We start from the raw sequence: 23536 nt of genomic DNA, 5'->3' as shown, positions 1-23536 counted from the left end.
ATATTGGCCCTGCCACACCGCCGGGCGGCCGGCGGGGGGGGGGGGGGGGGCGCGGGTTGGGGGGGGGGGGCGGCCGCGCCCCCCCCGCCGCCCCCGCCCCCCCCCCCCGCGGCCGGAACTGTGGCGCAGGAGAAATATGCCGGTCGGTCTACATATTTCCCTGGTGGGGGCAGAAGCGCCGCCATGCCACCGTGCACAGGAAGTCGGCGGGTCCGACTTCCTGTGCACGGACGAGCCTGCGAGACGCGGGAAGAATATGTCGGTCGGTCTACATATTCGGTCGCCGGGCAAGCGGGCAAGCGGGCGGGGGAGGTGGGGGGTGCGGCCCCCGGCTACCGGGGGGTTGTTCGTCGGGGGCCGCGGTTCATGGGCTGATGCCGGGTCAGGAGGCGGGCATCAGGACGGTGTCGACGATGTAGACGGTGGCGTTGGCGGTCTGGATGTCGCCGCACAGCACCTTGGCGGCGGAGTTGACGGTGAAGTCCGGGGCGGCGCCGGTCACGGTGAGGTCGTCGGCGGCCAGGGTCTTGTGCCCGCCGGCGAGTGCCGCGGGAGCCAGGCGCTGGGGGACGACGTGGTAGGTGAGGATCTTGGTGAGCTTGTCCTTGTCGGCGAGGACGGCGTCGAGGTCCTTCTTCGGGAGCTTGGCGAAGGCGTCGTTGGTGGGGGCGAAGACGGTGATGTTCTTCGCGGAGTTGAGGGTGTCCACCAGGCCGGCCTGCTTGACGGCGGTGACGAGGGTGGACAGCAGCGGGTTGTTGGAGGCGGCGGTGGCGACCGGGTCCTTGGCCATGCCGGTGAAGCTGCCCGCCCCGTTCGTGGGGACGGCCGCGCACGCGGTGCCGAACGGCTGCCCGGACGTCACCTGCTCGGCGGCCTGGGCACCGGAAGCCTGGGCGCTGGAAGCCTGGGGCGCGGCGGCCGCGGTGGTGCTCTTGGCCGTGTCCGAGGACTTCGCGTCGCCGCCGCTGCTGCTGCTGCACGCGCTCAGGGAGGCGGCCAGCAGGCCGGCGGCGAGGACGGCGGCGAAGGGCTTGCGGACCAGGACGGTCGTGTTCATGGACGGATTCTCCTGTCAGGGGGCATCGGGCGGATCCCGGATGCCGAAGGGGTGGGGAGGTCGTGAGGTGGGGTCAGGTGACGGTGACGACGACGCTGTGCCAGCCCGTCGCGCCCGAGGGGTAGGGGGGTGTGCGGGTGGCGGGCTGGACGGCCCCGGTGCCGTCGGTGGCGCGGGCCTCGAGGCGGTGGGTCCCGGGGGCGGCGCCGGTCCAGGTGCGGGTCCACTGGCGCCACAGGTCGGGCCCGGCGTCGGCGGCCAGTTCGGCCTGCCGCCAGGGCCCGCCGTCGACGCGCACCTCGACGGCGGCGATGCCGCGGTGGGTGGCCCAGGCGGTGCCGGCCACCGTCACGTCGCCGGGCGGCACGCGGGCGAACGGCGCGGGCACGTCGATCCGTGAGGCGGTGCGGACCTCGCCGGTGCGGTCCCAGCCGCGCCGCACCCAGTACGGGTCGCGGGCGGCGAAGGTGGTCACCTCCAGGTCGACGAGCCACTTGGTGGCCGAGGTGTAGCCGTAGAGGCCGGGCACCACCGTGCGGCAGGGGAAGCCGTGTTCGACGGGCAGCGCCTCGCCGTTCATCGCCACCGCGAGCAGCGCCCGGCGCCCGTCGAGGAGCGTCTCGACCGGGGTGCCGATCGTCATGCCGTCCTGCGAGCGGCCGACGAGCTGCTCGGCGCCGGAGCGGACGCCGGCGCGGCGCAGCAGGGCGGGCAGCGAGGCGCCAAGCCAGCGGGTGGTGCCCGCGTAGGGGCCGCCGACCTCGTTGGAGACGCAGGACAGGGTGTGGTCCAGCTCCTCCAGCCCGAGGGCGAGCAGGTCGTCGAAGCCGATCACCAGCGGGCGGTCGACCATGCCGTGCAGCCGCAGCGACCAGGCGCGCGGGTCGATGCGCGGCAGGGTCAGGGCGGTGTCGACGCGGTAGAAGTCGGCGGTGGGGGTGATGAACGGGGGCAGGCCGGGGACCGTGGCGCCGACAGCGCGCGGCAGCGGTGGCGCCGGGCGCAGCGGCGGCGGCAGGCGGACGGCGGCGCGGGCCGCGCTGACGTCGCCGCGCCGGTCGGACAGGACGCGTCCGGCCGTGCCGAGGGCGGCGGCCGCGCCGATCGTGGCGCCGGCCGCCAGGACGCGCCGCCGCTCGGGCCCGGCCGGCCGGACCGCGCCCGAGCGCCGGGAGGGGCCAAGGAAAGGGCCAAGGAACGGGCCAAGGGAGAGGGCGGGTCCGGTCAGCCACCACAGCACGGCGACCGCGCCGCCCGCCGCGGCGGCGGAGGGCAGCAGGTCGGTGGGGACGGCCTGCGGGCGGGCCAGCGCTGCCCAGGCACCGAGGCCGCCGAAGGCCGCGAACAGGGCGGCGGCCGCGCCGCGACGGCGTCCGGCCAGCACGCCGAGGGCCGCGGCCGCGAGGCCCATGACGGTGTAGATCCCGCCCAGCAGGACCGTCTTGTCGCCGGTGCCGAACCGCTGGACCGCCCACGCCTTGACGGCGGTGGGTGCGAGGTCGATCGCCGCCGAGCCGATCGCCACCACCGGTGAGGCCTGGGGGCGGGTGAACGCCGCCGCCGCCTCGCCGGCTCCCACGGCCGCGGCGGCGGCCGCCAGCCCGCACAGCGCCGCGACGGCCGGCCCGGCGGCACGGGTGCGTGCTCGGGGGAGGGCGCCCGGCGGGCTGCTGCTCGTCTCATCGGTCACGGTCCTCATTCGGCGGTCCGGCTCCACCGGATGGGTGCGAGTCCGGATACCCCCCGATCGGGTGACATTGCTCTGGCCGGGTGACACCTCCCGGCCAGGGCTGAGGGCCGCGGACGGGCTGCGGAACGGGCCGGACCGCCGGGAGGCCCGACCCGGTTCGGCCGCTCAGGTGAACGGGATCAGCAGGACCGGCGCCCCCGTGGGGTGCGCGGAGCCGGCCGAGGGCTCCACCGTGACGCCGATGCCGCGCGCACCGTCCAGGGGTCCGTCCAGCAGGAACGCGCCGTCGCCCCGGGGCATCAGCCCCGCCGGGCGCATCGCGGCGCCGTCGTCGAACCACAGCTCGTACGCCGTGCCGTCCGCCGGGGCGGGCAGGCCGGAGGCCAGGAGGACGGCCCGGCCCCGGCCGTGCGACCAGACCACCGCCCCGCTGCCGGTGCCGCCGGCCGCCGGGCCGCTCGCCCGCCGGGCGTCGGGTGCCGCCAGCAGCCCGGTGACCTGGTCCTGGTGCCGCTGCAGCGCGGCGGCGAGGGCCCTGGCCCGGTCCGCCTCCCGGTGCTGCTGGACGGCCACGCCGCCGAGGGCCGCGGCCGCCGCCAGACAGGCCGCCAGCGCCAGCCGCGGCCAGCCGCGGGCGGACCGCCCGGGGCGCCGGGCGCCGTCGGGCCCGGCCGCGGCGCGCGGGGCCTCCTGCCGGACGGTGTCCAGCGCGCCCATCACCCGCGACTTCAACTCTCCGGGCACCGCGACGGCCTGCGCGGCGCCAAGCCTGGCCAGCGTCGCCGTGAACTCGGCCACCTCCCGGGCGCAGGCCGGACACTGCGCCAGATGGCGTTCGAACTGCGCGCGCTCGTCCGCGTCGAGGGCGTGCGCGGCGTAGGCGCCGGTCAGCGTGTGCAGGTCGGCGCCGCTCATGCTCCCACTCCCAGGCAGTCGCGCAGCCGGATCAGCGCGTCGCGCATCCGGGTCTTGACGGTGCCCAGCGGGGTGCCGAGCAGTTCGGCGACCTGCGGGTAGGTGTACCCGCGGTAGTAGGCCAGCGTGATCGACTCCCGCTGCAACTCGGTCAGCCCCTTCAGGCAGCGCCGCACCTGCTCGCGTTCCAGCCGCCCCTCGACCTGCTCGGCGACCTCGTCGAACGCCGGCACGTGCGAGGCGGCGGCGGCCCGCTGGTCGCGGTCGGCGGCCGCCTGCGCCGCCCGCACCCGGTCCACGGCGCGGCGGTGGGCGATGGTCAGCACCCACGCCAGCACCTCCCCGCGCTCGGGCCGGTAGCGGGCGCAGGTGCGCCACACCTCCAGCATCACCTCCTGCGCGACCTCCTCGGACTGCGCCGGATCCCGCAGCACCCGGCGGACCAGCCCCAGCACCGGGCCCGCCACCGCGTCGTACAGCCGGCCGAACGCCTCCCGGTCGCCGAGCGCGGTCCTGCTCAGCAGCTCCTTGAGGTCGGTGCCCGGACGCCCCGGCCCGGACAGGTGAACGACCGTGCTCATCCGGCCGCCTCGCGCTCGCGACACACGGGCGACGGCCCCGGCCAGTGGACGGTGGGCATGGCACGACCTCCAGGTAATCCCGGCCGGGCGGACACCCGGCCGGGCCGACGGAACACGGCGACGTCAGGCGTTCGAAGCTGCACCCGGCGCGGATTGCCCGCGAAGGACACCGGATTCCCGGCCCCCTCGCAGGACACCGGATTCCCGGCCCCCTCGCAGGACACCGGATTCCCGGCCTCGCGCACGCCCGGATTCCTGGCCCCGCGCCCGCACGGGCGCCCGCAGGAGACCCCTGGAAGACTCGAATCCCCGGCCCCGTCCAATCCCCGGCCGCGTCCGCTCCGAACACCCCGGCAGCGCCCCCCGCGCCTGGCGGGGTACGGGGGGCGCAGCCGCCCGCACGAGAGGAGCCGCAGGTGGACGAGCCGACCCGGACGCGCCCGCACTGCCTGGTCACCGGCGCCACCGGCTACATCGGCGGGCGCCTGGTGCCCGAACTGCTCGCCGCCGGGTACCGGGTGCGCTGCCTGGTCCGCGACCCGCTCCGGCTGCGGGACCAGCCCTGGCGGGCCGACGTGGAGGCCGTCACCGGCGACGTCACCCGCCCCGAGACCCTGCCCGCGGCCTTCGACGGCATCGACGCCGCCTACTACCTGGTCCACTCCCTGGGCACCGGGCCCGGCTTCGAGACCCGGGACCGGCAGGCCGCCGAGGCCTTCGCCGAGGCGGCCGCCGCCGCCGGCACCCGGCGCATCGTCTACCTCGGCGGACTGCTGCCCGCAGGCGTCCCCGAACCGCACCTGTCGGCCCACCTGCGCTCGCGCGCCGAAGTGGGCCGCGCCCTGCGCACGGGCGGCGTCCCCACCGCCGAACTGCGGGCCGCGGTGATCATCGGCTCCGGCTCGGCCTCCTTCGAGATGCTGCGCCACCTGACCGAACGGCTCCCGGCGATGGTCACCCCCCGCTGGGTCGACACCCGCATCCAGCCGATCGCCGTACGCGACGTGCTGCGCTACCTGGTCGGCGCCGCCGCCCTGCCCCCCGGGGTCGACCGCACCTTCGACATCGGCGGGCCCGACGTGCTCACCTACCGGCTGATGATGCGCCACTACGCCGAGGTCGCCGACCTGCCCCGGCGCCTGATCGTGCCGGTGCCGGTGCTCTCCCCGCGCCTGTCCAGCCACTGGGTGGGCCTGGTCACCCCCGTACCGGGCTCGCTCGCCCGCCCGCTGGTGGAGTCGCTGCGCCACGAGGTGGTGTGCCGCGAACACGACATCGCCCGCTGGATCCCCGACCCGCCCGAGGGCCTGACCGGCTTCGACCGGGCCGTGGAACTGGCCCTGCGGCGCATCCGCGACGCCCAGGTCTCCACCCGCTGGTCCTCCGCCTCCCTGCCCGGCGCGCCCAGCGACCCGCTGCCCACCGACCCCGACTGGGCCGGCGGCAGCCTCTACCAGGACCTGCGCCGGCGCCGGGTGGCCGCCGACCCGGCCGCGCTGTGGCGGGTGGTGGAGGGCGTCGGCGGCGAGAACGGCTGGTACTCCCTGCCGCTGGCCTGGGCCCTGCGGGGCCGCCTGGACCGCCTGGCCGGCGGCGTCGGCCTGCGCCGGGGCCGCCGCGACCGCCACCGGCTGCGGGTCGGCGACGCGCTCGACTTCTGGCGGGTCGAGGAGATCGAACCCGGACACCTGCTGCGGCTGCGCGCCGAGATGCGCCTGCCGGGCCTGGCCTGGCTCGAACTGCGCGTGACGCCCGACGGCGACGGCGGCGCGCTGTACCAGCAGCGGGCGCTGTTCCACCCGCACGGACTGGCCGGCCACCTCTACTGGTGGTCGGTGGCGCCCTTCCACGCCCTGGTGTTCGGCGCCATGGCCCGCAACATCACCGAACGCGCCCGACCCGCCGCCCGACCCGCCTGACACCCCCACCCCCATCGCCACCCGCACCCCACCGCACGAGGCCCCCGATGAGCACCGCCGTCGTCCTGTTCACCCAGGACCTGCGCCTGCACGACAACCCCGCCCTGCACGCCGCCCGCACCCGCGCCGACCAGGTCGTCCCCCTGTTCGTCCTCGACCCGGCCATCGCCCGGGCCGGCTTCGCCGCCCCCAACCGGCAGGCCTTCCTCGCCGAGAGCCTCGCCGACCTCGACCGGGCGCTGCGCGCCGCCGGCTCCCGCCTGGTCCTGCGCCACGGCGACCCCGCCGAACAGGCCGCCCGCCTGGCCGCCGAGTGCGCAGCCGACACCGTCCACACCAACGCCGGCGTCTCCGCCTTCGCCACCCGCCGCGAACACGCCCTGCGCCGCGCCCTCGGCGAGCGCCTGCACCTGCACGACGCCGCGCTCACCATCGTCCCCGCCGGCCTCGTCACCCCGGCCGGGCGCGACCACTACGCCGTCTTCACCCCCTACCACCGCGCCTGGCAGCAGGTCCCCCGGCGCACCGTCCTGCCCGCCCCGCGCACCCTCGCCACCCCCGACGGCCCCGCGAGCGCCCCGCTGCCCGCCGCCCCCGCCGGCACCTCCCCGGGCCGCGCCCCCGGCGGCGAGAGCGCCGCCCGCCGCCGCCTGCGCGCCTGGAACCCGGACGCCTACGAGCAGTTGCACGACGACCTCGCCGCCGACGCCACCTCCCGCCTCTCGCCGTACCTGCACTTCGGCTGCCTGTCCGCCACCGAGCTCGCCCACCGCGCCGGGAAGTCCGACACCCCCGGCGCGGCCGCGCTGGTGCGCCAACTCGCCTGGCGCGACTTCCACCACCAGGTCCTCGCCGCCCGCCCCGACGCCGCCCACGCCGACTACCGCCCCCGCCCCGTCCGCTGGTACGACGACGAACGCGAGCTCCAGGCCTGGCGCGAGGGCCGCACCGGCTACCCGATCGTCGACGCCGGCCTGCGCCAACTCGCCCACGAGGGCTGGATGCACAACCGGGCCCGCCTGCTCACCGCCTCCTTCCTCACCAAGAGCCTGCGCCACCACTGGCGCCCCGGCGCCGCCCACTTCCTCGCCCTGCTCGTCGACGGCGACCTCGCCAACAACCAGCTCAACTGGCAGTGGGCCGCCGGCACCGGCACCGACACCCGCCCCAACCGCGTCCTCAACCCGCTGCGTCAGGCCGACCGCTACGACCCCGACGGCGCCTACGTGCGCCGCTGGGTCCCCGAGCTCGCCCACCTGCCCGCCCGCGCCGTCCACCGCCCCTGGGAGCTCGCCGAGCCCCCGGCCGGCTACCCGGCGCCCCTGCTGCCCCCCGACGCCCTCGGCACCCGCCTGCGCGAGAGCGGCTGAACCGCCCTCGTCCTCACCCGCACTCATCCGCCCCGACCCGAAACTCACCCGAACTCACCCGAACGGCGTAGCACCGCGTCCGCTCCCGCGCGGGCCCCACCCGCCTCCCGTTGGATGAACCTGCGGCCCGGCCGCCCCCGGGCAGGTCACCCCGGCAGGCCGCCCCACCCCCGGCGCACCACCCGAAGGAGCAGGAGCATGCCCATCTCCAGGACCCGCGACGGCGTCGAGATCTTCTACCAGGACTGGGGCGGCGGGCGCCCCGTCGTGTTCATCCACGGCTGGCCGCTCAACGGCGACGCCTGGCAGGACCAGCTGAAGGCCGTCGCGGACGCCGGCCTGCGGGCCATCGCCCACGACCGGCGCGGCCACGGCCGTTCCGCCCCGGTCTACGGCGGCTACGACTTCGACACCTTCGCCGACGACCTCGACAGCCTGCTCACCGGGCTCGACCTGCGCGACGTCACCCTGGTGGCCCACTCCATGGGTGGCGGCGAGCTCGCCCGCTACATCGGCCGCCACGGCACCGGGCGGATCCGCTCCGCCGTCCTGCTGTCGGCGATCACCCCGTCCATGCTGCAGGGCCCCGACAACCCGCACGGCGTGCCCGGCACCGTCTTCGACGACCTCAAGGCCGGCATCCTCACCGAGCGCTCCCAGTTCTGGCAGGACACCTCCGTCGACTTCTTCTCCGCCGACCGCCCCGGCTCCCGCGCCACCCAGGGCAACCGGGACGCGTTCTGGTTCATGGCGATGCACCAGACCATCGAGGGCGGCGTCGACTGCGTGGACGCCTTCGGCTACACCGACTTCCACGAGGACCTGGCCAGGTTCGACATCCCCACCCTGATCGTGCACGGTGACGACGACCGGATCGTCCCCGTCGAGGCCACCGCCCGCCGGGCCGCCCGGATCATCCCCGGCGCCGTCCTGAAGGTGTACGAGAACGGTTCGCACGGCATCGCGATGGTCCCCGGCGACAAGGAGCGCTTCAACGCCGACCTGCTGGAGTTCCTCAAGCGGTGAGGGCGCCTCGGGGGAACCTCGGCAGCCTCAGGGCGCGCGGCGCAGGGACAGCGCCGTGACGTCGTCGCGGCTGCGGCCTCCGCTCCAGCGGCGGGCCTCGCGGTCCAGGGCCTCGGGCAGCAGGGAGGCGGGGGCGGTGGCGAGGGCGGCCAGGCCCCGCTCGACGGGGTAGAACGCGCCGGTGGCGTCCTGGGCCTCGGTGATCCCGTCGGTGAGCAGCACCAGCACGCCGTCCTCGGGCAGCGCGAACCACCGGACGGTGCGCACCTCGTCGGTCAGCTCCGCCAGCCCGAGCGGCACCCCGGCCGGCAGCGGCACGGCCTCGACCCGGCCGCCGTGCAGCAGGTAGGGGGCGAGGTGGCCGCAGTTGACGGCCTGCACGTCCGCGCCGCGCTCCACGCCCAGCACGGTCGCGGTGACGAAGCGCTCGCTCTCGCCGCCCTGCACCGCGTACGCGTTGTGCCGCTCCACCGCCGCCTCCAGGGCGTCCGCGACGCCGGTCAGCGCCGGCTCCCGGAAGGCCGCCTCCCGGAAGGCGCTCAGCACCGCGAAGCCCGCGCCGATTGCCGGCAGGCCCTTGCCCTGCACGTCGCCCACCAGCACCCGGGTGCCGTACGGGGTGTCGGCGACGTCGTACAGGTCGCCGCCGACCAGGGCGTCCTCCTCCACCGGCCGGTACAGCCCGTACAGCTGGACGTCGGGGGTGAGCACCGGCAGCGGGCGCAGCAGCTGGCGCTGCAGGGCGACGGCGGTCTGCCGCATCCGGAACAGCTCCCGCTCGCGCCGCACCCGCCGCGCGCACAGCCCGACCACGGCCGCCTCGGCGCCGACCACGCCCACCAGGGTGCCCACCCGGGCGGCCAGCGAGGACGGCGGGAACAGCACCGTGCTGACCGCCACGACCCCGGCCACCCACACCGAGACCACGACCGTCTGCGCGACGGTGCCCAGCCCCGCCAGCAGGGCCGGCAGGAACACCAGCAGCAGCACCAGCCGGGCGCTGGTGCCGCTCGCCGCCTGGGCGAGCAGCACCACCGCGGTGGAGGCCAGCACCCCCAGCACCACCGCCCGGTTGCCCGGCGCCCGCGTCCCCGCGCCGTCCCGGTCCCCGCTCCCGTCCGCGTCCGCGCCGCCCACCCCGCCGTCCTCTCCGCCGCCTCGCCGTCCCCCCAGGCATACCGGCGGCCCCACCCGGCCGCCAGCGCAGCCCGCCCGGACGGGCGAGCGCCCGCTCGGGAGCGCCCGCCCGGGCCCGGACGCCCGCCGCCCGCCGCCCGGGCGTCAGGCCGTCAGGCGCAGGTGCTGTCCGCGCAGAGCTGCCACGGCTCCCAGGAGACGAACCGGTCCACCTCGGTGGTCCGCCACGAGCGGTCGCGGTTCCACTCGCGGACGGTCACCCGCAGCCGCCCGTCCGGCAGTTGGACGACCGAGGTCGGCGCGCCCAGGCCCGCGTTGGGGTCCGGCAGCCTGGGCAGCTGCCGCACCGGGCCCCAGGAGTCCTGGGCGTCGCCGTCCTGGCTGCGCACCTCCATGGCCGCGTTCGTGCCGGCGCCGGAGGCGAAGACGTGCAGCCGGCCGTCGCGTTCCCTGAAGAGCGTGAGCCCGCCGTGGTAGGGCGGTGGTGACAGCTCGAAGTTCTCGGTCGGGGTCCAGGAGTCGCCGGGCGCGGGCAGGACGGTGTGGCAGAAGCCGCCGTAGGAGGCGAAGAACACCTCCAGGGCGCCGGCGCTGTTCTCGACGGCGCTCACCTGGTACAGCTTCGGGCCCACGGGGGTGGCGCTGACGCGCTCCCAGCCGCCGTAGGCGCCCCCGGGCGCGTCCTGGGAGCGGTGCCAGACGAAGGGCAGGAGGGAGGCCGCCGAACTGTCGTAGAACTGCTGGAACTGTTCGGTCCGCCCGTCGGAGCGCGGCGTCTCCACCAGGGTGTTCGGGAGGGCGGTACTGGCCAGGCCCTGGGCGGTCGCGTCGGCCCCGCACCCGGCGGCGACGCCCGGCGCGGGGGCGGTGCCCGCCGTCGTCGTGGCCCACGCGGTCGTTCCCGCGAAGGCCACGACCAGCACACCCGACAGCACGGCTTGCGGAAGTCTCCTGTACACGGTCGGTGAACCTCCCCATTCGGTAACGGAAAAGGATTGCCCGGCAGGGGAGTTGGCCGCTTTCGCCGGCCCCTCGCGCGGGACCGGCACATTCTCGTGCACCGGCGGCGGGGCGGACAGGGCGCCTGCGGGGCGGCCGGACGGGATCCGGCCGAACGGCGGCCCACCCCCGGCGGCGGGGGAAGGCCGGCCGGTCCGGGGGCGACAGGTCAGGCGGTCGGCAGGTCCGGGGCGGCGTCACCGCGGGGACGGCCGCGGAACAACTCGTCCAGGTGGTGGGTGAGGATCGCCAGCGCGGCGTCGCCGGTGCGCTGGCCGCCGAGCACGCTGGAGCCGAGGCCGTTGACCATGGCCAGCAGCCCGGCGGCGGTCATCTCCGGGTCCCTGGCGGGGTCGATCTGCCCGGCCTGCTGGGCCGTGCGGACCTGCTTGGCGAGGAAGCCCTCCAGCAGGTCGGGCTGGGGCGTTCCGTGCTTCTCCACCAGTGCGGGATCGCTGAGCACCAGCGTGTAGTAGGCGGCGTAGGTGCGGGTGATCCGGCGGCTCTCCGGGTCGGTGGGCAGGATGCTGGACAGGACCGCGGTCACCAGGCCGCGCGGCGTGGACGGGGTGGCGGCCGCGGTGATCCACGCCGCCATGCGGGCCTGGAGCTGGGCGCCGAGCCGCTCCAGCGCGTCCAGCAGCAGCCCCTCCTTGGTCGTGAAGTAGTACTGCACCAGCCGCAGGGAGACGCCCGCCTCGGTGGCGACCGCCCGCATGCTGGCCGCCTGCAGCCCCTGGGTGTCGGCGATGCGCAGCAGCGCTTCGGCGATCTGCCGCCGGCGTTCCTCGTGATCGACCCGCGCGTTCATGTACGACCTCCCTGGTACACCCGTATCATGCCGTGATACACATGTATCATGCGAATCAGCCAGTTCAAGAACGACCAGGCCGGGGACCGGTTTCGCGCCGCCTACGAGCGGGCCCTGACGGAACTGTGGCCCGGGCCTCGGACGGCGCTGGACCTCCCGACCGCGTTCGGGACCACCCGCGTCTACCGGACCGGCCCGCAGCACGGCGAGCCGATCGTGCTGCTGCCCGGCTCGGGCGGAAACGCACTGATGTGGCACCGCTACATCGACACACTGGCCCGCCACCGCCCGGTCATCGCCGTCGACACGGTCGGCGAACCGGGCGCGAGCGTGCAGAGCGCCCCGATCGCCGACGGCCGGGACGCGGCCGCCTGGCTGGACGAAATCCTGGCCGCACTGGAGGTGACGGACGCCCAGGTCGTCGGCTGCTCCTACGGCGGCTGGCTGGCGCTCCACCACCAGATCCACCACCCCGGGCGGGTCGCCTCCCTCACCCTGGTGGACCCGGCGGGCTTCGCCGACATGGGCGCCCGGTTCTACGCCTGGGTGATCGCCGGCGGCCTCGCCGCCACCGCGCCGCGGGCGCTGCGCCCCCGGCTGGCCCGCCTGGTCGGCAACAGTGCCATCCTGGAGACCGAACTGATGGCCCTGATGCGCGCGTCGATGGGGTTCCGCCGCGCGCTCCCGGTGCCCCCGGTCCTGTCCGACGAGGAACTGCGCCGCCTGGACGTCCCCGCACTGTTCCTGCTCGGGGAGCGCAGCGCCATGCACGACGCGCACGCGGTCGCCGAGCGCCTCGGCCGCCTCGTGCCCTCGGCCCGGACGGAGATCGTGCCCGGCGCCGGCCACGCCCTGCCGACCGACCGGCCGGACCTGGTGGCCGACCGCGTCCTGCACCCCGCCGGGCGGTAGCGCCACCGGCCGGCCCCGGGGGCTCCCGCTGCGCACCGTCCCGCTGACGGAGCACCACGTGAACCGCGCCGAGCCCGCGCCGAGCCCGCGCCGAGGCCGCGCCGAGGCCCGTCGAACCCGCGCCCGCGACCGGACGAAAACCGGTTGCGGGCGCGGCCGCACGCCTGCGACCGTACGGCTCCCGCCAACGACCCCTCCACGAGGCCCCGATGACCATCTACTTCTACGGCGCCGACGAAGCCCCGCACGGCTGCTTCTCCAACTTCTCCCCCCACCCCCTCCACCTCGACGGACACCTCTGGCCCACCTCCGAGCACTACTTCCAGGCCCAGAAGTTCGCCGGCACCCGCCACGCCGACCTCGTCCGCCGCGCCCGCACCCCGCTGCGCGCCGCCGAACTGGGCCGCGACCCGGCCGGACCGCTGCGCCGCGACTGGGAGCGCGTCAAGGACGACGTGATGCGCCGGGCGGTGGCGGCCAAGTTCCGGGAGCACCCGGACATCCGCGCCGTCCTGCTCGCCACCGGCGACGAGGAACTCGTCGAGGACACCGGCACCGACCACTACTGGGGGCGCGGACGCACCGGCACCGGCAGGAACATGCTCGGCCGCATCCTGATGCGCACCCGCACCCGGCTGCGCGCCGAGTTCCCTGCCGGACCCGCCGAGCGGGCGTGACACCGCAGCTCACCCGCAGGCGAGTTGACGGAACGTCAGGACGATGGGGCTGCCGCCATCAGGTCGTGCAGCAGGTCGGCGCCCAGGCCCAGGCCGGTCTTCGACTCGTCGGGCAGGTGGTAGTCGCGGTACCAGTCCGCGGGGGCCTCCGGGTGCGGGCCGCTGACCGCCACCCGGCCGGCGCCGTAGGGGGCGGTGACGGCGGCGGCGCGGCCGTTGGAATAGCGGGCCAGGACGTCCACGCCCGGGCCGTCGACGTCGAAGTACGGGCCGTCCTGGAAGTACATCCGCTGCGGGCGGCCGCGCCAGGCGACGTCGACGAGGCGGTCCTGCTCGTCGGTGACGGTCGCCCCCCGGGAGTGGATGTACTGCCCGGAGTCGCCCGGCAGGAGGTCGTAGCCCGGGTCGCCGGCCAGGTAGCCGCCCATGCACAGGCCCAGGTAGCGCCCGCCGCCCCGGACGAAGTCGCGCACCAGCTCCGGCGAGAAGCCGGGGTCGCGCTGCAGCAGGCCCCACGCGGTGCTCACCTCCTGCCCGTTGGTGCCGCCCGGCTGCACGTACAGCGCGGCGCCGGCCAGCACGCCCGCGCCGAAGCGCAGCCGCTCCTCGGGCCCGACGTAGCGCACCGCGAAGCCGTCGCGCTCCAGCAGCTCCCGCGCCGCCTCCGGGCAGCCCTCGCAGGCCGCCGGGCCCCGGTAGACCAGCGCGAGCGGCCGCCCGTCGGCGGCGGCGACCGCGTCGTCGGCCGCGCCGTCCGGCACGGGGGAGGCGCCGCAGGCGGACGCCGTCAGCAGCGCCGCCGCCACCGCCAGGGCCGCAGCGGCCCGCCAGGGCCGCCGCCCACCCCTCATGACCGGCACTCCCGCCATCGCTGACACCCTCCCCGGACAGGACCTACGCCGTGTGCAGCGACGACGCTACGGGCACAGCGGCCCGCGCCGCACGTCCGCCCCCCGAACGGGTGCCGCGCGCCGTCCGCGTTGACGGGAGGCGGGCCCGGCGGAGTAGCACGGACGGACGGGTCAGGCGGACGCGGCCTCGGCCCGCCGTTCGTCCTGGTGCCGCAGAAGATCGTCCGTCGTCATCGGGCCGGTCTGCCGGTCTGCCGGTCTGCCGGTCTGCCGGTCTGCCAGCGGCCGCCGGCCTGGAAATTGACCCGTGAAAATGGCATTCAATTGCCACCTGATGGCGGGTCTTTCCGGCCCTAGCCTGGTCCCATGACGACGACGAGCAACACCGCCACCGCCGCCCCCGTGCTGACCCGCCACGCCGAGGCCGAGAGCTGCGCCGACCCGAGCAGCACCATGACCCTGCTCGCCGACTCGGCGCACACCGAGGGCGGGTTCACCAGCTACCGCTCCACCTTCGCCAAGGGCGCCGTCGGGGCCCCCGCGCACTTCCACACCCGGGCGTGGGAGCTGTTCTTCGTGATCGGCGGCTCGCTGCAGGTGCTGGTCGGCGAGGAGGTCACGATCCTGGGCGAGGGCGACTTCCTCGCCGTGCCGCCGCACACCCCGCACGCCTTCGCCGCCGCCCCGGGCGCCGAGGCCGACGTCCTGTTCGTGTTCACCCCGGGCATGGACCGCTTCGACTACCTGCGCCTGCTGGGCCGCGTGATGCGCGGCGAGACCGACCCGGGCGCGATCGCCGCCTCCGCCGGGCGCTTCGACAACCACTACGTCGACAGCCCCGCCTGGCGCGCCGCCCTCGACCGCAGCGCCGCCCCCGCCTGAGGCCCCGCCCGGGGCCCAGCCCCCGCCTGAGGCCCCGACCGGGGCCCGTGACGGCCGCTCCCGGCGGGCCGGTGCGGGCCGGGTGTGGAACGGTGGAGGCCGGGGGTGTCCCGGTTGCGAGAGGAGTGGCCATGTCGTCGAAGCGTCGCCGCAAGAAGAAGGCCCGGGCCCGGCGCGGTGCCAACCACGGCCGCCGGCCCCAGTGCTGAGCGCTTGAACCGTGCGTGCGGCCGGGGCGCTGCCCCCGGCCGCACCGGGCGCTCAGCCCAGTTCGCACCCGCGCCCGCGCCCGCGCCCGTGTCTGTGTCCGCGCCCGCGCGGCACGGCGTGGTACGTGCAGGTGTCCGTCCAGTTGCGGCCGAAGGTGAGCACCAGCACCGGGCCCCGCCCCTCGGCGCGGGCGGCCCGCAGCAGCGCGGCCGGGTCGCCGTCCGCCGGGATCTGCTCGTGCCGGAAGTACACGTCGCTGCCCGGGCGCGGCCAGTACGGGTCCGGGCGGGGGATGCCGGGCAGGTCCCAGACCAGGGTGGCGTCGGCGGTGGACAGGCTCGGGCCGGGCATCCGCCGGCCGTCGGGGAAGAGGCCGCGGTCGCGGTGGTAGCGCAGCGCGTAGGCGACCGTGCCCGGTGAGTACGGCGGTTCGTCGCCCCAGGTGTTCGGGAAGCCCCAGTCGGCCAGGCCCGCCGCCTCGATCCTGGGCAGGACGGCGGTGATGTCCTCGCCGGTGGCGAAGTAGGCGGCGGCGCTCATCCGGCAGACCAGCACGCCGCGGCCCTCGGCGGTGGTGGTGAGCAGGCCGAGCGAGGCGGGGCGGTCGCAGTGGTCGGCGACGCGGGTCAGCAGGTGCGTCACGCCCTCCACCGCGGCCAGGCCCTCGACCAGCCGGCGGATCCGCTCGCGCTCGGCGGCCCGCAGCGCCTCGACCCGCGGCGAGGAGGCCAGGGCGCGCAGCCGGCGGGTGGTGGGCAGGCGGGCGCGCAGCGCGTCCCGGGCCCGTACGGGCTGGGCCAGCAGCATGCCGAGCAGGTACTCGAAGCCGTTCACCGGGCGGGGTCCTCTCGGGCCGGGTGGCGTCCGCACGGGTCGCGGCGTCCGCCCCACAGGCTGGCCCGGCGGCGGCCCGCACCGCAATGCGCCGCCGTACCCGACTTCCGCCGGCCGCCGGGTTCAGCCGAGGGCGCCGACCGCTGTCCGGACGGCCTGCGGCAGGCCGAGCAGGTCGGTGCTGTCCGTCCACTGGTCCACGCCGCCCACCGGCGGCAGGGCGCGCAGCCGCGCGTCGGTGACCGTCTCCAGCAGCGCCCGGGCGAAGCGGCCGGCGTCCAGGACGAGGTAGGGGCGGCCGTGGAACGGCCGGCGGGCCGCCGCCAGCGGTGCGGTCAGCCCCAGGGCGTTGTGCCGGCGGGCCGCGGCCTCGTACGCCTCGCACAAGTACCGTTCCCGCTCCGTGAAATGACTGAACGTCAGCGCGCCGTGCAGCAGCGGCCCCAGCTCCCCGGCGGCGCCGGTGCGCCCGAACGCGCTGCCCAGCCACTTGCCGTACGGGGCGTAGCGGCGCTCCATCAGCAGGGACAGCCGCATCACCTCCCGGACCAGGCGGGCGGCCACCACCATCGAACCGAGCTCGTCGCCGACCTCGGCGCAGCGCCCGACGAACGCCTCCTCCTGCTCGATCCGGCGCCACTGGCAGGCCAGCAGGTAGCGCCACACCTGCTCCGGGTACCAGGCCAGGTGGCGCCGGGCCGCGGTGAGGTCGCCCGGGCCGTCGTGGAACACCGCGCCGCCGGTCACCTCGGCCAGGCGCTGCTGCGGCAGTGCCAGCCAGTCACCGGCCCCCGGGTCCGTCCGGTACCACCCGGCCGCCGCCGGGCCCAGCCGGGCGGCCAGCCAGGACGGCACGTCGTGGACCTCGACCAGGTGGTCCACCGGGCCCTCGGTCCAGTCGGGGTGGCGCACCGGGTCGAGCGGGTCCGGGCCGCGCCGGAAGTGCGTGGAGCGGCCGCGCACCTGCCGGGGCAGCCGGTGCGCCAGCACCTCGCGCAGCCGCTCCCCGTGGCGGGCGGCGTCGCCGGGGGAGAGGAACAGCTCCAGGCGAGGGCCCCAGTCGTGGTCCGTCGAGCGGGCGGTGTCGAAGCCCAGCACCTCCGAGCCCGCGCCCACCCGCGCCGCCGCGTACCCGAGTCCGGGGAACGCCTCGGCCAGCAGCGGGCGCACGGCCTCCTCGTGCAGCGTCCGCGCCAGCTCCAGGCCGGGGACGAACGCGCCACCATCATCGGGAGTCGTCATGGGGCCCACTGTGCCAACACCCCGCCGCCCCGGGCCACCGGATTCCGGACCACCGCCTCCCGGAAACCCCTTCCGTCGGCTGCCGTGTCCGCCGGCCGCCGCCCTTTTCCCCGGCGGACAAACACAGAGAGACCGCTCGGGCCGCTGGGGGCCGGGCGGTCTCTGCTGTTCGGACGGGCCCATGCGCCAACACGGCCCGCTGCCGGTGTTCCCGAGAATTTGGAGTAGACAGCGCCCCCGGGTTCCTGACCCGCAGGTCTGGATGACGCTGCTGCACATCGTCACATTCAGCCAGGACGGCTACAAGGGCGAGTTGCACAAAAATGCATCAAATTCCGGTTTCGAGTTCCTGAACTGCACTGATGTCACAGGGTTGTGACGAGATTGCGGGCCGGGCCCGGGATTCTGGCGCATCAATCTTCGCGATGTTCACCGAACCGATTGGGAATCACCCGTACGCCTGACAGAGTGTTGCGCGAAACGGGTTCCTCGCGTGACGCCAACCACCGAAGTTCCCGTCCGTTGGAGTAGACGGTGATATAGGAGGTCCTCGATGACGAGGAAGCGGAAGAAGAAGCGCGCCCCCGCCCACTGCGCCGCCGGCCACCCGGCGCCGCCGCGGCCGGGCCTGCCCTGGTCGTCCGGCCCCGTGCGGACGGCCGTGGTCGTCGTCGTGGTCGTCGTGGCCGCCGCCCTGGTGAGGACGGGCATGTCGGCGGGAGCGGCGCTCGAACTGGCCACCGGCGGACTGCTGTTGAATGCCAGGCTCCAGCAGGGGCGGGCCTAGAAGGAACGCCGGACCGCGATGGGACGCCAGGAGAAACCGATCGCGGCGACCGAGCCGGCCCTGGGTCGGCTCGCCGCGTTGCTGCGCGAGCAGCGTGAAGAGGCGGGGCTGACCTACCGTCAGCTCGCCGACCGGACCAACTACCACCCGACCACCCTGCAACGGGCCACCAGCGGCCGGACCATGCCGAACTGGGAGGTCGTCGAGGCCCTCACCCGGGCCTGCGACGGCGACCTCAAGGCGGCCCGCCGCAAGTGGACCCTGGCCAACTACTGGGCCCACGTCCCGCGCCCCTCCGGGACCCAGCGCCGGGCGCCCCGGCGGCTCAACCCCGAGCAGGTCGACTCCCTCGCCGACCTGCGACGGGCGATGCACGAGATGCGGCGCAAGGCCGACTGGCCCTCCCTGGAGGAGCTGGACCGCCGGGCCCGGGCCGGGGGAGGGCGCCTGCCCTCCAGCACCCTGGCGCTGGTCCTCAGGGGTGAGGCCCCGCTGCGCAAGGCGGTGTTCCTCACCTACATGGAGGTCTGCGGGGTCAAGGAGGCCCGCCGCGCACTGTGGGCGGCGGCCTGGGAGCGGATGAACAACGCCCGCACCCCGGCACCGGTCAACTCCCGCACGTACCAACGGGAGTTCACCCGGGCCATGCAGTCCTCCAGCAGCGGCACCCCGACGGACACCCTGTTCAAACTGTGGGTGACCCTGCGCAACAGCCTGGCCGCCGACCGCGCCGAGGACGCCGGCCAACCCGGCCACTCCGGCCACTCCGGCCACTCCGCTGCGACGGGCCGCGACGGCACCGGCGGCGGCCCGCCGGTACTCGTGTGACCCGGTCCGCGGACGGGAACGCGCCACCAGCGCCCCGTCCGCGGACCAGCACCCACCCGCCACCTCGGGAATCAACCATGCCGACACCACCACGACAGCCGACCACCGCCACCGCCACGACCAACGCCACGACCACCGCCACCGGACCGGCACTGGGCCTGTGGGCGCTGTACGACCTCCACCTGCGCCACTACCTCGACTACGCCGCCCTGCTGCTCCCCGCGGCCGACGCCCCGCTGGCCGTCCAGGGCGCCTTCGACGACCTCAGCGGCCACTGGCTCGACGCCCTGGCCACCGCCAGCCCGGCCGCCTGCGCCTGGCAGGCGGTCCGTCGACGCGTCTGCGCCCTGGCCGGCCCGCGCCCGCTCGGCCCGGTCGCCCACCTCACCGCCCCCCAGCAGGACGTCCTGCTGCTGCACCTGGTCCTCGCCCTGCCCGCCGCCGAGGTCGCCGCGCTGACCGGCACCGAACCGGGCGCCGTCCACGTGCAGTTGCGCTCGCTGGCGGCCGTCCGCCGGTAGCGGCCGCCGCCCCGGCCCGCTCCCGCCGTTCCACCGGCCGGGTTGCCCCCGGCCGGTCCGGCGGCTCACCGCACGGGGCTCGCGACCGGGTCGGGGTCGGGGGCGCTGGGGGAGGGGGCGGCGGCGCGGGCGCAGGCGCGGACCTCGGCGACGGCCGGGCAGGTGGCGTAGACGCGGGTGAGGTGGGCCAGGTGGTCGGCCTCGGACTCCAGGTCCGGCCCCAGGGCGTGCGGCGGTTCGGCCGCCGGGGCGGTGCGCGGGGTGTCGGGGTTGGGCCGGGCGCCGGCGGCCGCGCGTTCCAGTGCGGCGGCCAGTGCGGCGGCCTCGGCGGTGGCGTCGGCCCGGGCGGCGGACGGGGGGAAGCGCGAGGTGGCGGCGGCGAGCCACCGCGGGGTGCGCGGGTCGAGGTGCTGGCGCAGGATCAGCCGGGCGTCGTGGATCTCGATGATCCGCCGGTACAGGGCGAACTGCGGGTCGCGCGGCGGCAGCAGCGGCAGCCGGCTGGCCGGGGCGAGCGCGATCTCCGGCAGTACGGTGTGCAGGTCCCGCCAGAGCGGGGCCAGCGCCCGGTAGCGGCGGTGGGCGCGCAGCCAGCCGCGGACGGCGGCGTGCGCGGCCGGCCACACCGTGGTGCCCAGGCCGGTCGCCAGCAGTGCCACGCACAGCAGGCCCAGGACGCCGCACAGGGCGTCCTCGGCGCCGGCCTGGGTGCCGGTGGCCGCCGCCTGGACGACGTCGTCGACGCCCCAGGCGTTCCACAGCAGGCCCGCGACCAGGCTCAGGGTGAGCAGCCGCAGCCCGCTGCGCTGCCGCCCGGGCGCGGCGGCGCGGGCGAGCCGGGCGAGCTGGCGCAGCAGGGTGGTGAGGCAGTAGGCGAGGTAGAGCACGCCGGCGGCGGTGTACCCGGCCAGCGCCAGGCGGGCGCCGGTGGAGGGCGCGGCGGTGAGGTCGGAGGCATCCAGGCCCGGCGCGGCGGCGACGAACAGGACCGCCCGCACCCCCAGGACACCGGCCAGCAGGGCCAGCTGGCGCCGCACCGCGCGGCGAGCGGGCTCGGGCGTGCGCAGGACGCCGGCCAGCAGCCGGATCGCGCAGGCCGCGCCGATGCGCAGCGTGTCGCCGAGCAGGACGGGCAGGGCGGGCGCGATCCCGAGCCGGTGCAGCCGGTCGGCGGCCTGGACGGTGGGCGGGGCGAGCAGCAGCAGGGCGGCGGCGAGCAGCGCGGTGGCGTAGCAGCTGTAGCGGGCGATGGCGCGCGGGTTGGTCCGGCGGCCGCGGGCGAAGTGCCAGGCGCTCAGGGCGAAGAACAGCGCGACGCCGTAGAGGACGAGGCCGCTCACGGACGCCCCGCCGCCCGGTCGCCCGCCGCCCGGTCGCCGGCCGCCCGACCGCCCGCCGCCCGACCGTCGGCCGCCCGGTCGCCGGCGGGTCCGGGCCCGGGCTCGCCGGTGAGCAGGACGTCCAGGACGTCCAGCGAGTCCGGGTGCGGGGCGGGGCCGGGCGGGTGCGCGGCGTCGGCCTTGGCGGCCCGGCTGAGGATGAGGGAGGCCAGCAGCTCGGCCTCGCGCTCCTGGGGCTCGTCGTAGCCGGTGCGCCCGAGCACCCGCCGGACCAGGTCGGGGGACAGGTGCGGCAGGAGGTCCGCGGCCGGGCCGAGCGGCGCGGAGCCGGCGTGGTCCAGGAGCAGGTGGGCGATCTCGTGGACCAGGATGTGCCGGCGGTGCAGCGCGCTGGTGTCGGCGGTGTACAGGATGTAGTCCGCCTCCCGGGTGGACACCAGCAGCCCGCAGGGCGCGTTGGGCCGGGCGGCCACCGGCAGCAGGTCGATCGGCCGCCCCCGCCGGCGGGCGATCTGCTCCAGTAGCACGGTGGTGTCGAACGGGCTTGGCAGTTCCAGCTGTTCGGCCATCCGCCGGCAGCGGCGCAGCGCCGATCGGTAGCACCTGTCGTCCCGCACGCTGTGTTCCCCTTCTCGATCAGCGGCCCCGTTCCCCCCGATCTCCCGACCGCCGTGGTTCCGCCTCCGTGCCTGGCCCCCGTCTTCCTGGCCCCGGACCCCGTCCGCCCCGCCCGTGGCCCGCGCCCCCGTCCGTGCCCCCGCCGCCGGCGTCAGGGCGCCGGGTGCCGGCGGGCCGCGTCCCGGCGGGCGATGACGTCGATCAGCTCGCTGACCGTGTCCAGGCCCTCGGAGGAGAGGCCGACCGCGCGCAGCGCCAGGCTGCGCACGCCCGCGTCGCGCAGCGCGCCGAGCAGGGCGAGCTCCTTGGCGATCTCCGCGCCCTGCCGCTCGTCGAAGAAGTACGCGGGCGGGACCTGGAAGAACTGGGCGAGCGCCTCCAGGTGGCGCTTGGTCGGGTTGTCCCGGCGCCCGGTGCGCAACTGCCACAGGTAGGTGGTGGAGAACGACTCCCCGGTCGCCTCGCGGCAGGCCCGGGCCACCTCTTCGTTGGTGTACTGCTCGCGGTCGGGCCTGCGGACGGTGTGGAACAGCGCCTCGATCCTGGCCGCGAGCCCGGACAGTTCCACCGGTCCGTCCTCCCGGTTCGATTCCGCCATGGCCCGCCCTCCTCACCGGGGCCCCGCGCGTCTCCTCCTGGCGGGCGGGCAGGGCCGGCCAGGTCACGATAACCCAACGGCATCAGCTGGCGTGGATCACAAGATACCGCCAATCAACGTCAGTTGACCCCTCCACCGGTGGCTGACATCCTGGACCGCAGGCCGTCCGGTCGAACTGACTAGCCATCAAGTCCGTTCGTGTTAAAGACATTTGACGTTTCCCCCGGATCATCCGAATGATCTCGGCAGGCCGGTAGTGTGACCGACTCCCCTGGGACCACCAGGCATCGACACCCGAGACGGGACCGGCCGGACCGGCCGGCCCCACCGACGGCACGACATGGGAAGGGAGCGCCCGTGAACACGGCGCCGCGACACCAGACGGTGCGGCTGGGCTTCCTGTGGCGAGCCGCCGGCGCCCCCGTCGGCTGCGTGCTCGCCCTGGCGATGGGCGTCGTGCTCGCCGACACCGGGGCCGCCGGCCGGATGGGCGCCGTCCCCGCGCTCCTGCTGTCGAGCGCGGCCGTCCTGGGCGTGGCCCTGCCCGTCCCGTACGGCTTCTGGCTGCGCGCCGACGACCACGGCCTCACCCTCGTCCGGGCGTTCGTCCCGCGCCGCTACCGGTGGCGCGACATCCAGGGCCTCACGATGGACGCCGGGCAGGACGCCGACTCCGGCGCCCACCGGCTCGTCCTGCTGCTGCGCCTGACCCCGGCACCCCGCCGCACCGCCCGCGCCGCCCGCGCCGCCCGCATCGCCCGCGGCGCCCGCCTGTACGGGCCGGTCCTCGGCATCCTGGGCACCACCCGCGACGGGCTGCCGCGCGGCACCGAACACCGCCGCCTCGCCGAACTGTTCGACCTGCTCCGGCGCCACGGAGTCCCCTTCGACGACCGCCGCTACGCCGACCTCGTCCTCACCGCGCACGGCTACCCGGCGCTCGCCCACACCGCCCACACCGCCCCCGGCGAACCCGCCCGCACCGCCCGGCCCGCCGCCCGCCCCGACGCCGCCTGAACCGGGCCCGAACCGCCCGAGCCGGGTCTGTGCCGCCCGCCCCGGCCGGCCCGGCCCTTTGAGCCGCTCACCGTTGAGCCGCCCACCGCCCCGCAGCCGTTGACCCCGACGGAAGCGCGCCCGCCCGGACGGCGCGTCAGGACGTCAGGAGTGCGGCGATGCTCAGGTTCCACGGCGCGTGGCGGATCACCGTGGTCGGCAAGAACGCCAGCTTCGACCAGCGCGCGGTGGTGCGCGGCCCCTACGGCACCCGGATCCTGCCCGGCCGGGTCGGCGCCACCCTGGAAGTCGACGAGGACAGCTGGACGCTGACCCTGGAACACCACCTGTGGGGCCGCAGCTGGCAGCCGAACCTGCGCGTCACCCCCGGGCCCGTCACCGAACGCGACGGCGTCCGCAGCCGCCTGCTGACCAGCAACGACTGCCACTGGCCCGACAAGCCCCTGGACTACGTCAACTTCGTCGTCCGCCTCGACCAGAGCCTCGCCCCGGCCCCCGTCCTCGCCCCCGTCCGGGCCGTGCGCGCCGCCGACTCCCTGCAGCCCTCCGCGCCCCGGGCCATCCGCACCTCCTCCTCCGGCGACGTCGGCGACTTCGGCGCCCCCGCCACCCGGCCCGCGCCCGCCACCCGGCCCGCGCCCGCCTCCCGGCCCGCGCCCGCCTCCCGGCCCGCGCCCGCCTCCCGGCCCGCGCCCGCCTCCCGGCCCGCAG

23 protein-coding genes and 1 pseudogene are annotated in these 23536 nt (G+C 76.3%); 11 read left to right on the top strand and 13 right to left on the bottom strand.

The annotated features are described in order from the left end of the window. Positions 1–382 precede the first annotated feature (382 nt). From ACFWPT_RS26435 to sigK, 4 genes are all read right to left on the bottom strand, one after another. Positions 383–1060 (bottom strand): fasciclin domain-containing protein, encoded by a 678-nt coding sequence (locus ACFWPT_RS26435; protein WP_380484727.1) that lies wholly within the window; start codon positions 1058–1060, stop codon positions 383–385. A 73-nt stretch (positions 1061–1133) separates the two neighbouring features. Next, positions 1134–2759, bottom strand: a complete 1626-nt coding sequence (locus ACFWPT_RS26430) for a molybdopterin-dependent oxidoreductase (RefSeq protein WP_380484725.1) — start codon at positions 2757–2759, stop codon at positions 1134–1136. Between the two features lie 156 nt (positions 2760–2915). Further along, the gene (locus ACFWPT_RS26425) at positions 2916–3665 is read right to left on the bottom strand and encodes an anti-sigma factor domain-containing protein (protein ID WP_380484723.1); all 750 of its coding nucleotides are present in this window, start codon (positions 3663–3665) and stop codon (positions 2916–2918) included. After that, a complete protein-coding gene (sigK, locus tag ACFWPT_RS26420; RefSeq protein WP_380375490.1) occupies positions 3662–4246 on the bottom strand; it encodes an ECF RNA polymerase sigma factor SigK in 585 nt (194 codons plus the stop codon). The genes ACFWPT_RS26425 and sigK overlap by 4 nt, the downstream gene beginning before the upstream one ends. Positions 4247–4662: 416 nt before the next feature. Between sigK and ACFWPT_RS26415 the strand changes: the two genes are divergently transcribed. The 3 genes from ACFWPT_RS26415 (at position 4663) to ACFWPT_RS26405 (ending at position 8561) form a co-directional block, all read left to right on the top strand. After that, complete coding sequence (locus ACFWPT_RS26415; RefSeq protein ID WP_380484720.1) at positions 4663–6165, top strand: SDR family oxidoreductase; 1503 nt, start codon at positions 4663–4665, stop codon at positions 6163–6165. 47 nt (positions 6166–6212) lie between these two features. Continuing rightward, complete coding sequence (locus ACFWPT_RS26410) at positions 6213–7535, top strand: cryptochrome/photolyase family protein (RefSeq protein ID WP_380484718.1); 1323 nt, start codon at positions 6213–6215, stop codon at positions 7533–7535. 198 nt (positions 7536–7733) lie between these two features. Further along, positions 7734–8561 carry an alpha/beta fold hydrolase gene (locus ACFWPT_RS26405; RefSeq protein WP_380484716.1) on the top strand — a complete coding sequence of 276 codons (828 nt, stop codon included), beginning with the start codon at positions 7734–7736 and terminating at the stop codon, positions 8559–8561. A gap of 27 nt (positions 8562–8588) precedes the next feature. Here ACFWPT_RS26405 and ACFWPT_RS26400 read toward each other — a convergent pair whose 3' ends face one another. The 3 genes from ACFWPT_RS26400 to ACFWPT_RS26390 form a co-directional block, all read right to left on the bottom strand. After that, positions 8589–9698, bottom strand: coding sequence for a PP2C family protein-serine/threonine phosphatase (locus ACFWPT_RS26400; protein ID WP_380484714.1), 1110 nt, complete (start codon positions 9696–9698; stop codon positions 8589–8591). Between the two features lie 152 nt (positions 9699–9850). Continuing rightward, on the bottom strand, positions 9851–10657 hold the full coding sequence (locus ACFWPT_RS26395; RefSeq protein WP_380484712.1) for a hypothetical protein: 807 nt from the start codon (positions 10655–10657) through the stop codon (positions 9851–9853). Between the two features lie 209 nt (positions 10658–10866). Then, the gene (locus tag ACFWPT_RS26390) at positions 10867–11508 is read right to left on the bottom strand and encodes a TetR/AcrR family transcriptional regulator (RefSeq protein ID WP_380484710.1); all 642 of its coding nucleotides are present in this window, start codon (positions 11506–11508) and stop codon (positions 10867–10869) included. A gap of 48 nt (positions 11509–11556) precedes the next feature. Here ACFWPT_RS26390 and ACFWPT_RS26385 point away from each other — a divergent pair, with 48 nt between their 5' ends. Then, entirely contained in the window at positions 11557–12420 is an 864-nt protein-coding gene (locus ACFWPT_RS26385; protein WP_380484708.1) for an alpha/beta fold hydrolase, read from the top strand. A 209-nt stretch (positions 12421–12629) separates the two neighbouring features. Next, positions 12630–13097 (top strand): NADAR family protein, encoded by a 468-nt coding sequence (locus ACFWPT_RS26380; protein WP_063352891.1) that lies wholly within the window; start codon positions 12630–12632, stop codon positions 13095–13097. Between the two features lie 35 nt (positions 13098–13132). Here ACFWPT_RS26380 and ACFWPT_RS26375 read toward each other — a convergent pair whose 3' ends face one another. Further along, a complete protein-coding gene (locus ACFWPT_RS26375) occupies positions 13133–13948 on the bottom strand; it encodes a BPL-N domain-containing protein (protein ID WP_380484705.1) in 816 nt (271 codons plus the stop codon). A 366-nt stretch (positions 13949–14314) separates the two neighbouring features. Here ACFWPT_RS26375 and ACFWPT_RS26370 point away from each other — a divergent pair, with 366 nt between their 5' ends. After that, a complete protein-coding gene (locus tag ACFWPT_RS26370; protein ID WP_380375502.1) occupies positions 14315–14830 on the top strand; it encodes a cupin domain-containing protein in 516 nt (171 codons plus the stop codon). 261 nt (positions 14831–15091) lie between these two features. Here the strand turns inward: ACFWPT_RS26370 and ACFWPT_RS26365 are convergent, their stop codons facing one another. After that, positions 15092–15874, bottom strand: coding sequence for a hypothetical protein (locus ACFWPT_RS26365; RefSeq protein ID WP_380484703.1), 783 nt, complete (start codon positions 15872–15874; stop codon positions 15092–15094). Positions 15875–15997: 123 nt separating this feature from the next. After that, positions 15998–17116 (bottom strand): DUF4037 domain-containing protein, encoded by a 1119-nt coding sequence (locus ACFWPT_RS26360; RefSeq protein ID WP_380484701.1) that lies wholly within the window; start codon positions 17114–17116, stop codon positions 15998–16000. Between the two features lie 553 nt (positions 17117–17669). Between ACFWPT_RS26360 and ACFWPT_RS26355 the strand changes: the two genes are divergently transcribed. From ACFWPT_RS26355 to ACFWPT_RS26345, 3 genes are all read left to right on the top strand, one after another. Further along, complete coding sequence (locus ACFWPT_RS26355; protein WP_363586793.1) at positions 17670–17903, top strand: hypothetical protein; 234 nt, start codon at positions 17670–17672, stop codon at positions 17901–17903. Positions 17904–17921: 18 nt separating this feature from the next. After that, positions 17922–18731 (top strand): helix-turn-helix domain-containing protein, encoded by an 810-nt coding sequence (locus ACFWPT_RS26350; protein WP_380375508.1) that lies wholly within the window; start codon positions 17922–17924, stop codon positions 18729–18731. A gap of 77 nt (positions 18732–18808) precedes the next feature. Further along, the gene (locus tag ACFWPT_RS26345) at positions 18809–19252 is read left to right on the top strand and encodes a hypothetical protein (RefSeq protein WP_380484699.1); all 444 of its coding nucleotides are present in this window, start codon (positions 18809–18811) and stop codon (positions 19250–19252) included. A gap of 65 nt (positions 19253–19317) precedes the next feature. Here ACFWPT_RS26345 and ACFWPT_RS26340 read toward each other — a convergent pair whose 3' ends face one another. The 3 genes from ACFWPT_RS26340 to ACFWPT_RS26330 all read right to left on the bottom strand — a co-directional run bounded on the left by ACFWPT_RS26340 (position 19318) and on the right by ACFWPT_RS26330 (position 21808). Beyond that, complete coding sequence (locus tag ACFWPT_RS26340) at positions 19318–20592, bottom strand: MAB_1171c family putative transporter (RefSeq protein WP_380484697.1); 1275 nt, start codon at positions 20590–20592, stop codon at positions 19318–19320. Next, positions 20589–21209 carry a ParH-like protein gene (locus ACFWPT_RS26335; protein ID WP_380484695.1) on the bottom strand — a complete coding sequence of 207 codons (621 nt, stop codon included), beginning with the start codon at positions 21207–21209 and terminating at the stop codon, positions 20589–20591. Before ACFWPT_RS26335 ends, ACFWPT_RS26340 begins: the two co-directional genes overlap by 4 nt. 152 nt (positions 21210–21361) lie before the next feature. Next, on the bottom strand, positions 21362–21808 hold the full coding sequence (locus ACFWPT_RS26330) for a helix-turn-helix domain-containing protein (protein WP_063352883.1): 447 nt from the start codon (positions 21806–21808) through the stop codon (positions 21362–21364). A gap of 357 nt (positions 21809–22165) precedes the next feature. Between ACFWPT_RS26330 and ACFWPT_RS26325 the strand changes: the two genes are divergently transcribed. Together ACFWPT_RS26325 and ACFWPT_RS26320 are read left to right on the top strand one after the other, a co-directional pair. Then, positions 22166–22825, top strand: a complete 660-nt coding sequence (locus ACFWPT_RS26325; RefSeq protein WP_380484692.1) for a PH domain-containing protein — start codon at positions 22166–22168, stop codon at positions 22823–22825. Positions 22826–22983: 158 nt separating this feature from the next. After that, positions 22984–23536 (top strand): annotated as a pseudogene (locus ACFWPT_RS26320) (hypothetical protein); the annotation flags it as partial.

The organism is Kitasatospora sp. NPDC058478, from assembly GCF_042720345.1.
Lineage (GTDB): Bacteria > Actinomycetota > Actinomycetes > Streptomycetales > Streptomycetaceae > Kitasatospora.
Note: the sequence above shows the minus strand (reverse complement) of the source record. Positions and strands in the feature narration are given on the sequence as shown.

What these genes read in the sequence shown, in the direction of transcription:
- ACFWPT_RS26435 (WP_380484727.1), bottom strand. Translation starts at nt 1,060, where the DNA reads ATGAACACGACCGTCCTGGTCCGCAAGCCCTTCGCCGCCGTCCTCGCC.
- ACFWPT_RS26380 (WP_063352891.1), top strand. Translation starts at nt 12,630, where the DNA reads ATGACCATCTACTTCTACGGCGCCGACGAAGCCCCGCACGGCTGCTTC.
- ACFWPT_RS26375 (WP_380484705.1), bottom strand. Translation starts at nt 13,948, where the DNA reads ATGAGGGGTGGGCGGCGGCCCTGGCGGGCCGCTGCGGCCCTGGCGGTG.
- sigK (WP_380375490.1), bottom strand. Translation starts at nt 4,246, where the DNA reads ATGAGCACGGTCGTTCACCTGTCCGGGCCGGGGCGTCCGGGCACCGAC.
- ACFWPT_RS26370 (WP_380375502.1), top strand. Translation starts at nt 14,315, where the DNA reads ATGACGACGACGAGCAACACCGCCACCGCCGCCCCCGTGCTGACCCGC.
- ACFWPT_RS26350 (WP_380375508.1), top strand. Translation starts at nt 17,922, where the DNA reads ATGGGACGCCAGGAGAAACCGATCGCGGCGACCGAGCCGGCCCTGGGT.
- ACFWPT_RS26345 (WP_380484699.1), top strand. Translation starts at nt 18,809, where the DNA reads ATGCCGACACCACCACGACAGCCGACCACCGCCACCGCCACGACCAAC.
- ACFWPT_RS26390 (WP_380484710.1), bottom strand. Translation starts at nt 11,508, where the DNA reads ATGAACGCGCGGGTCGATCACGAGGAACGCCGGCGGCAGATCGCCGAA.
- ACFWPT_RS26360 (WP_380484701.1), bottom strand. Translation starts at nt 17,116, where the DNA reads ATGACGACTCCCGATGATGGTGGCGCGTTCGTCCCCGGCCTGGAGCTG.
- ACFWPT_RS26405 (WP_380484716.1), top strand. Translation starts at nt 7,734, where the DNA reads ATGCCCATCTCCAGGACCCGCGACGGCGTCGAGATCTTCTACCAGGAC.
- ACFWPT_RS26385 (WP_380484708.1), top strand. Translation starts at nt 11,557, where the DNA reads ATGCGAATCAGCCAGTTCAAGAACGACCAGGCCGGGGACCGGTTTCGC.
- ACFWPT_RS26425 (WP_380484723.1), bottom strand. Translation starts at nt 3,665, where the DNA reads ATGAGCGGCGCCGACCTGCACACGCTGACCGGCGCCTACGCCGCGCAC.
- ACFWPT_RS26355 (WP_363586793.1), top strand. Translation starts at nt 17,670, where the DNA reads ATGACGAGGAAGCGGAAGAAGAAGCGCGCCCCCGCCCACTGCGCCGCC.
- ACFWPT_RS26430 (WP_380484725.1), bottom strand. Translation starts at nt 2,759, where the DNA reads ATGAGGACCGTGACCGATGAGACGAGCAGCAGCCCGCCGGGCGCCCTC.
- ACFWPT_RS26330 (WP_063352883.1), bottom strand. Translation starts at nt 21,808, where the DNA reads ATGGCGGAATCGAACCGGGAGGACGGACCGGTGGAACTGTCCGGGCTC.
- ACFWPT_RS26410 (WP_380484718.1), top strand. Translation starts at nt 6,213, where the DNA reads ATGAGCACCGCCGTCGTCCTGTTCACCCAGGACCTGCGCCTGCACGAC.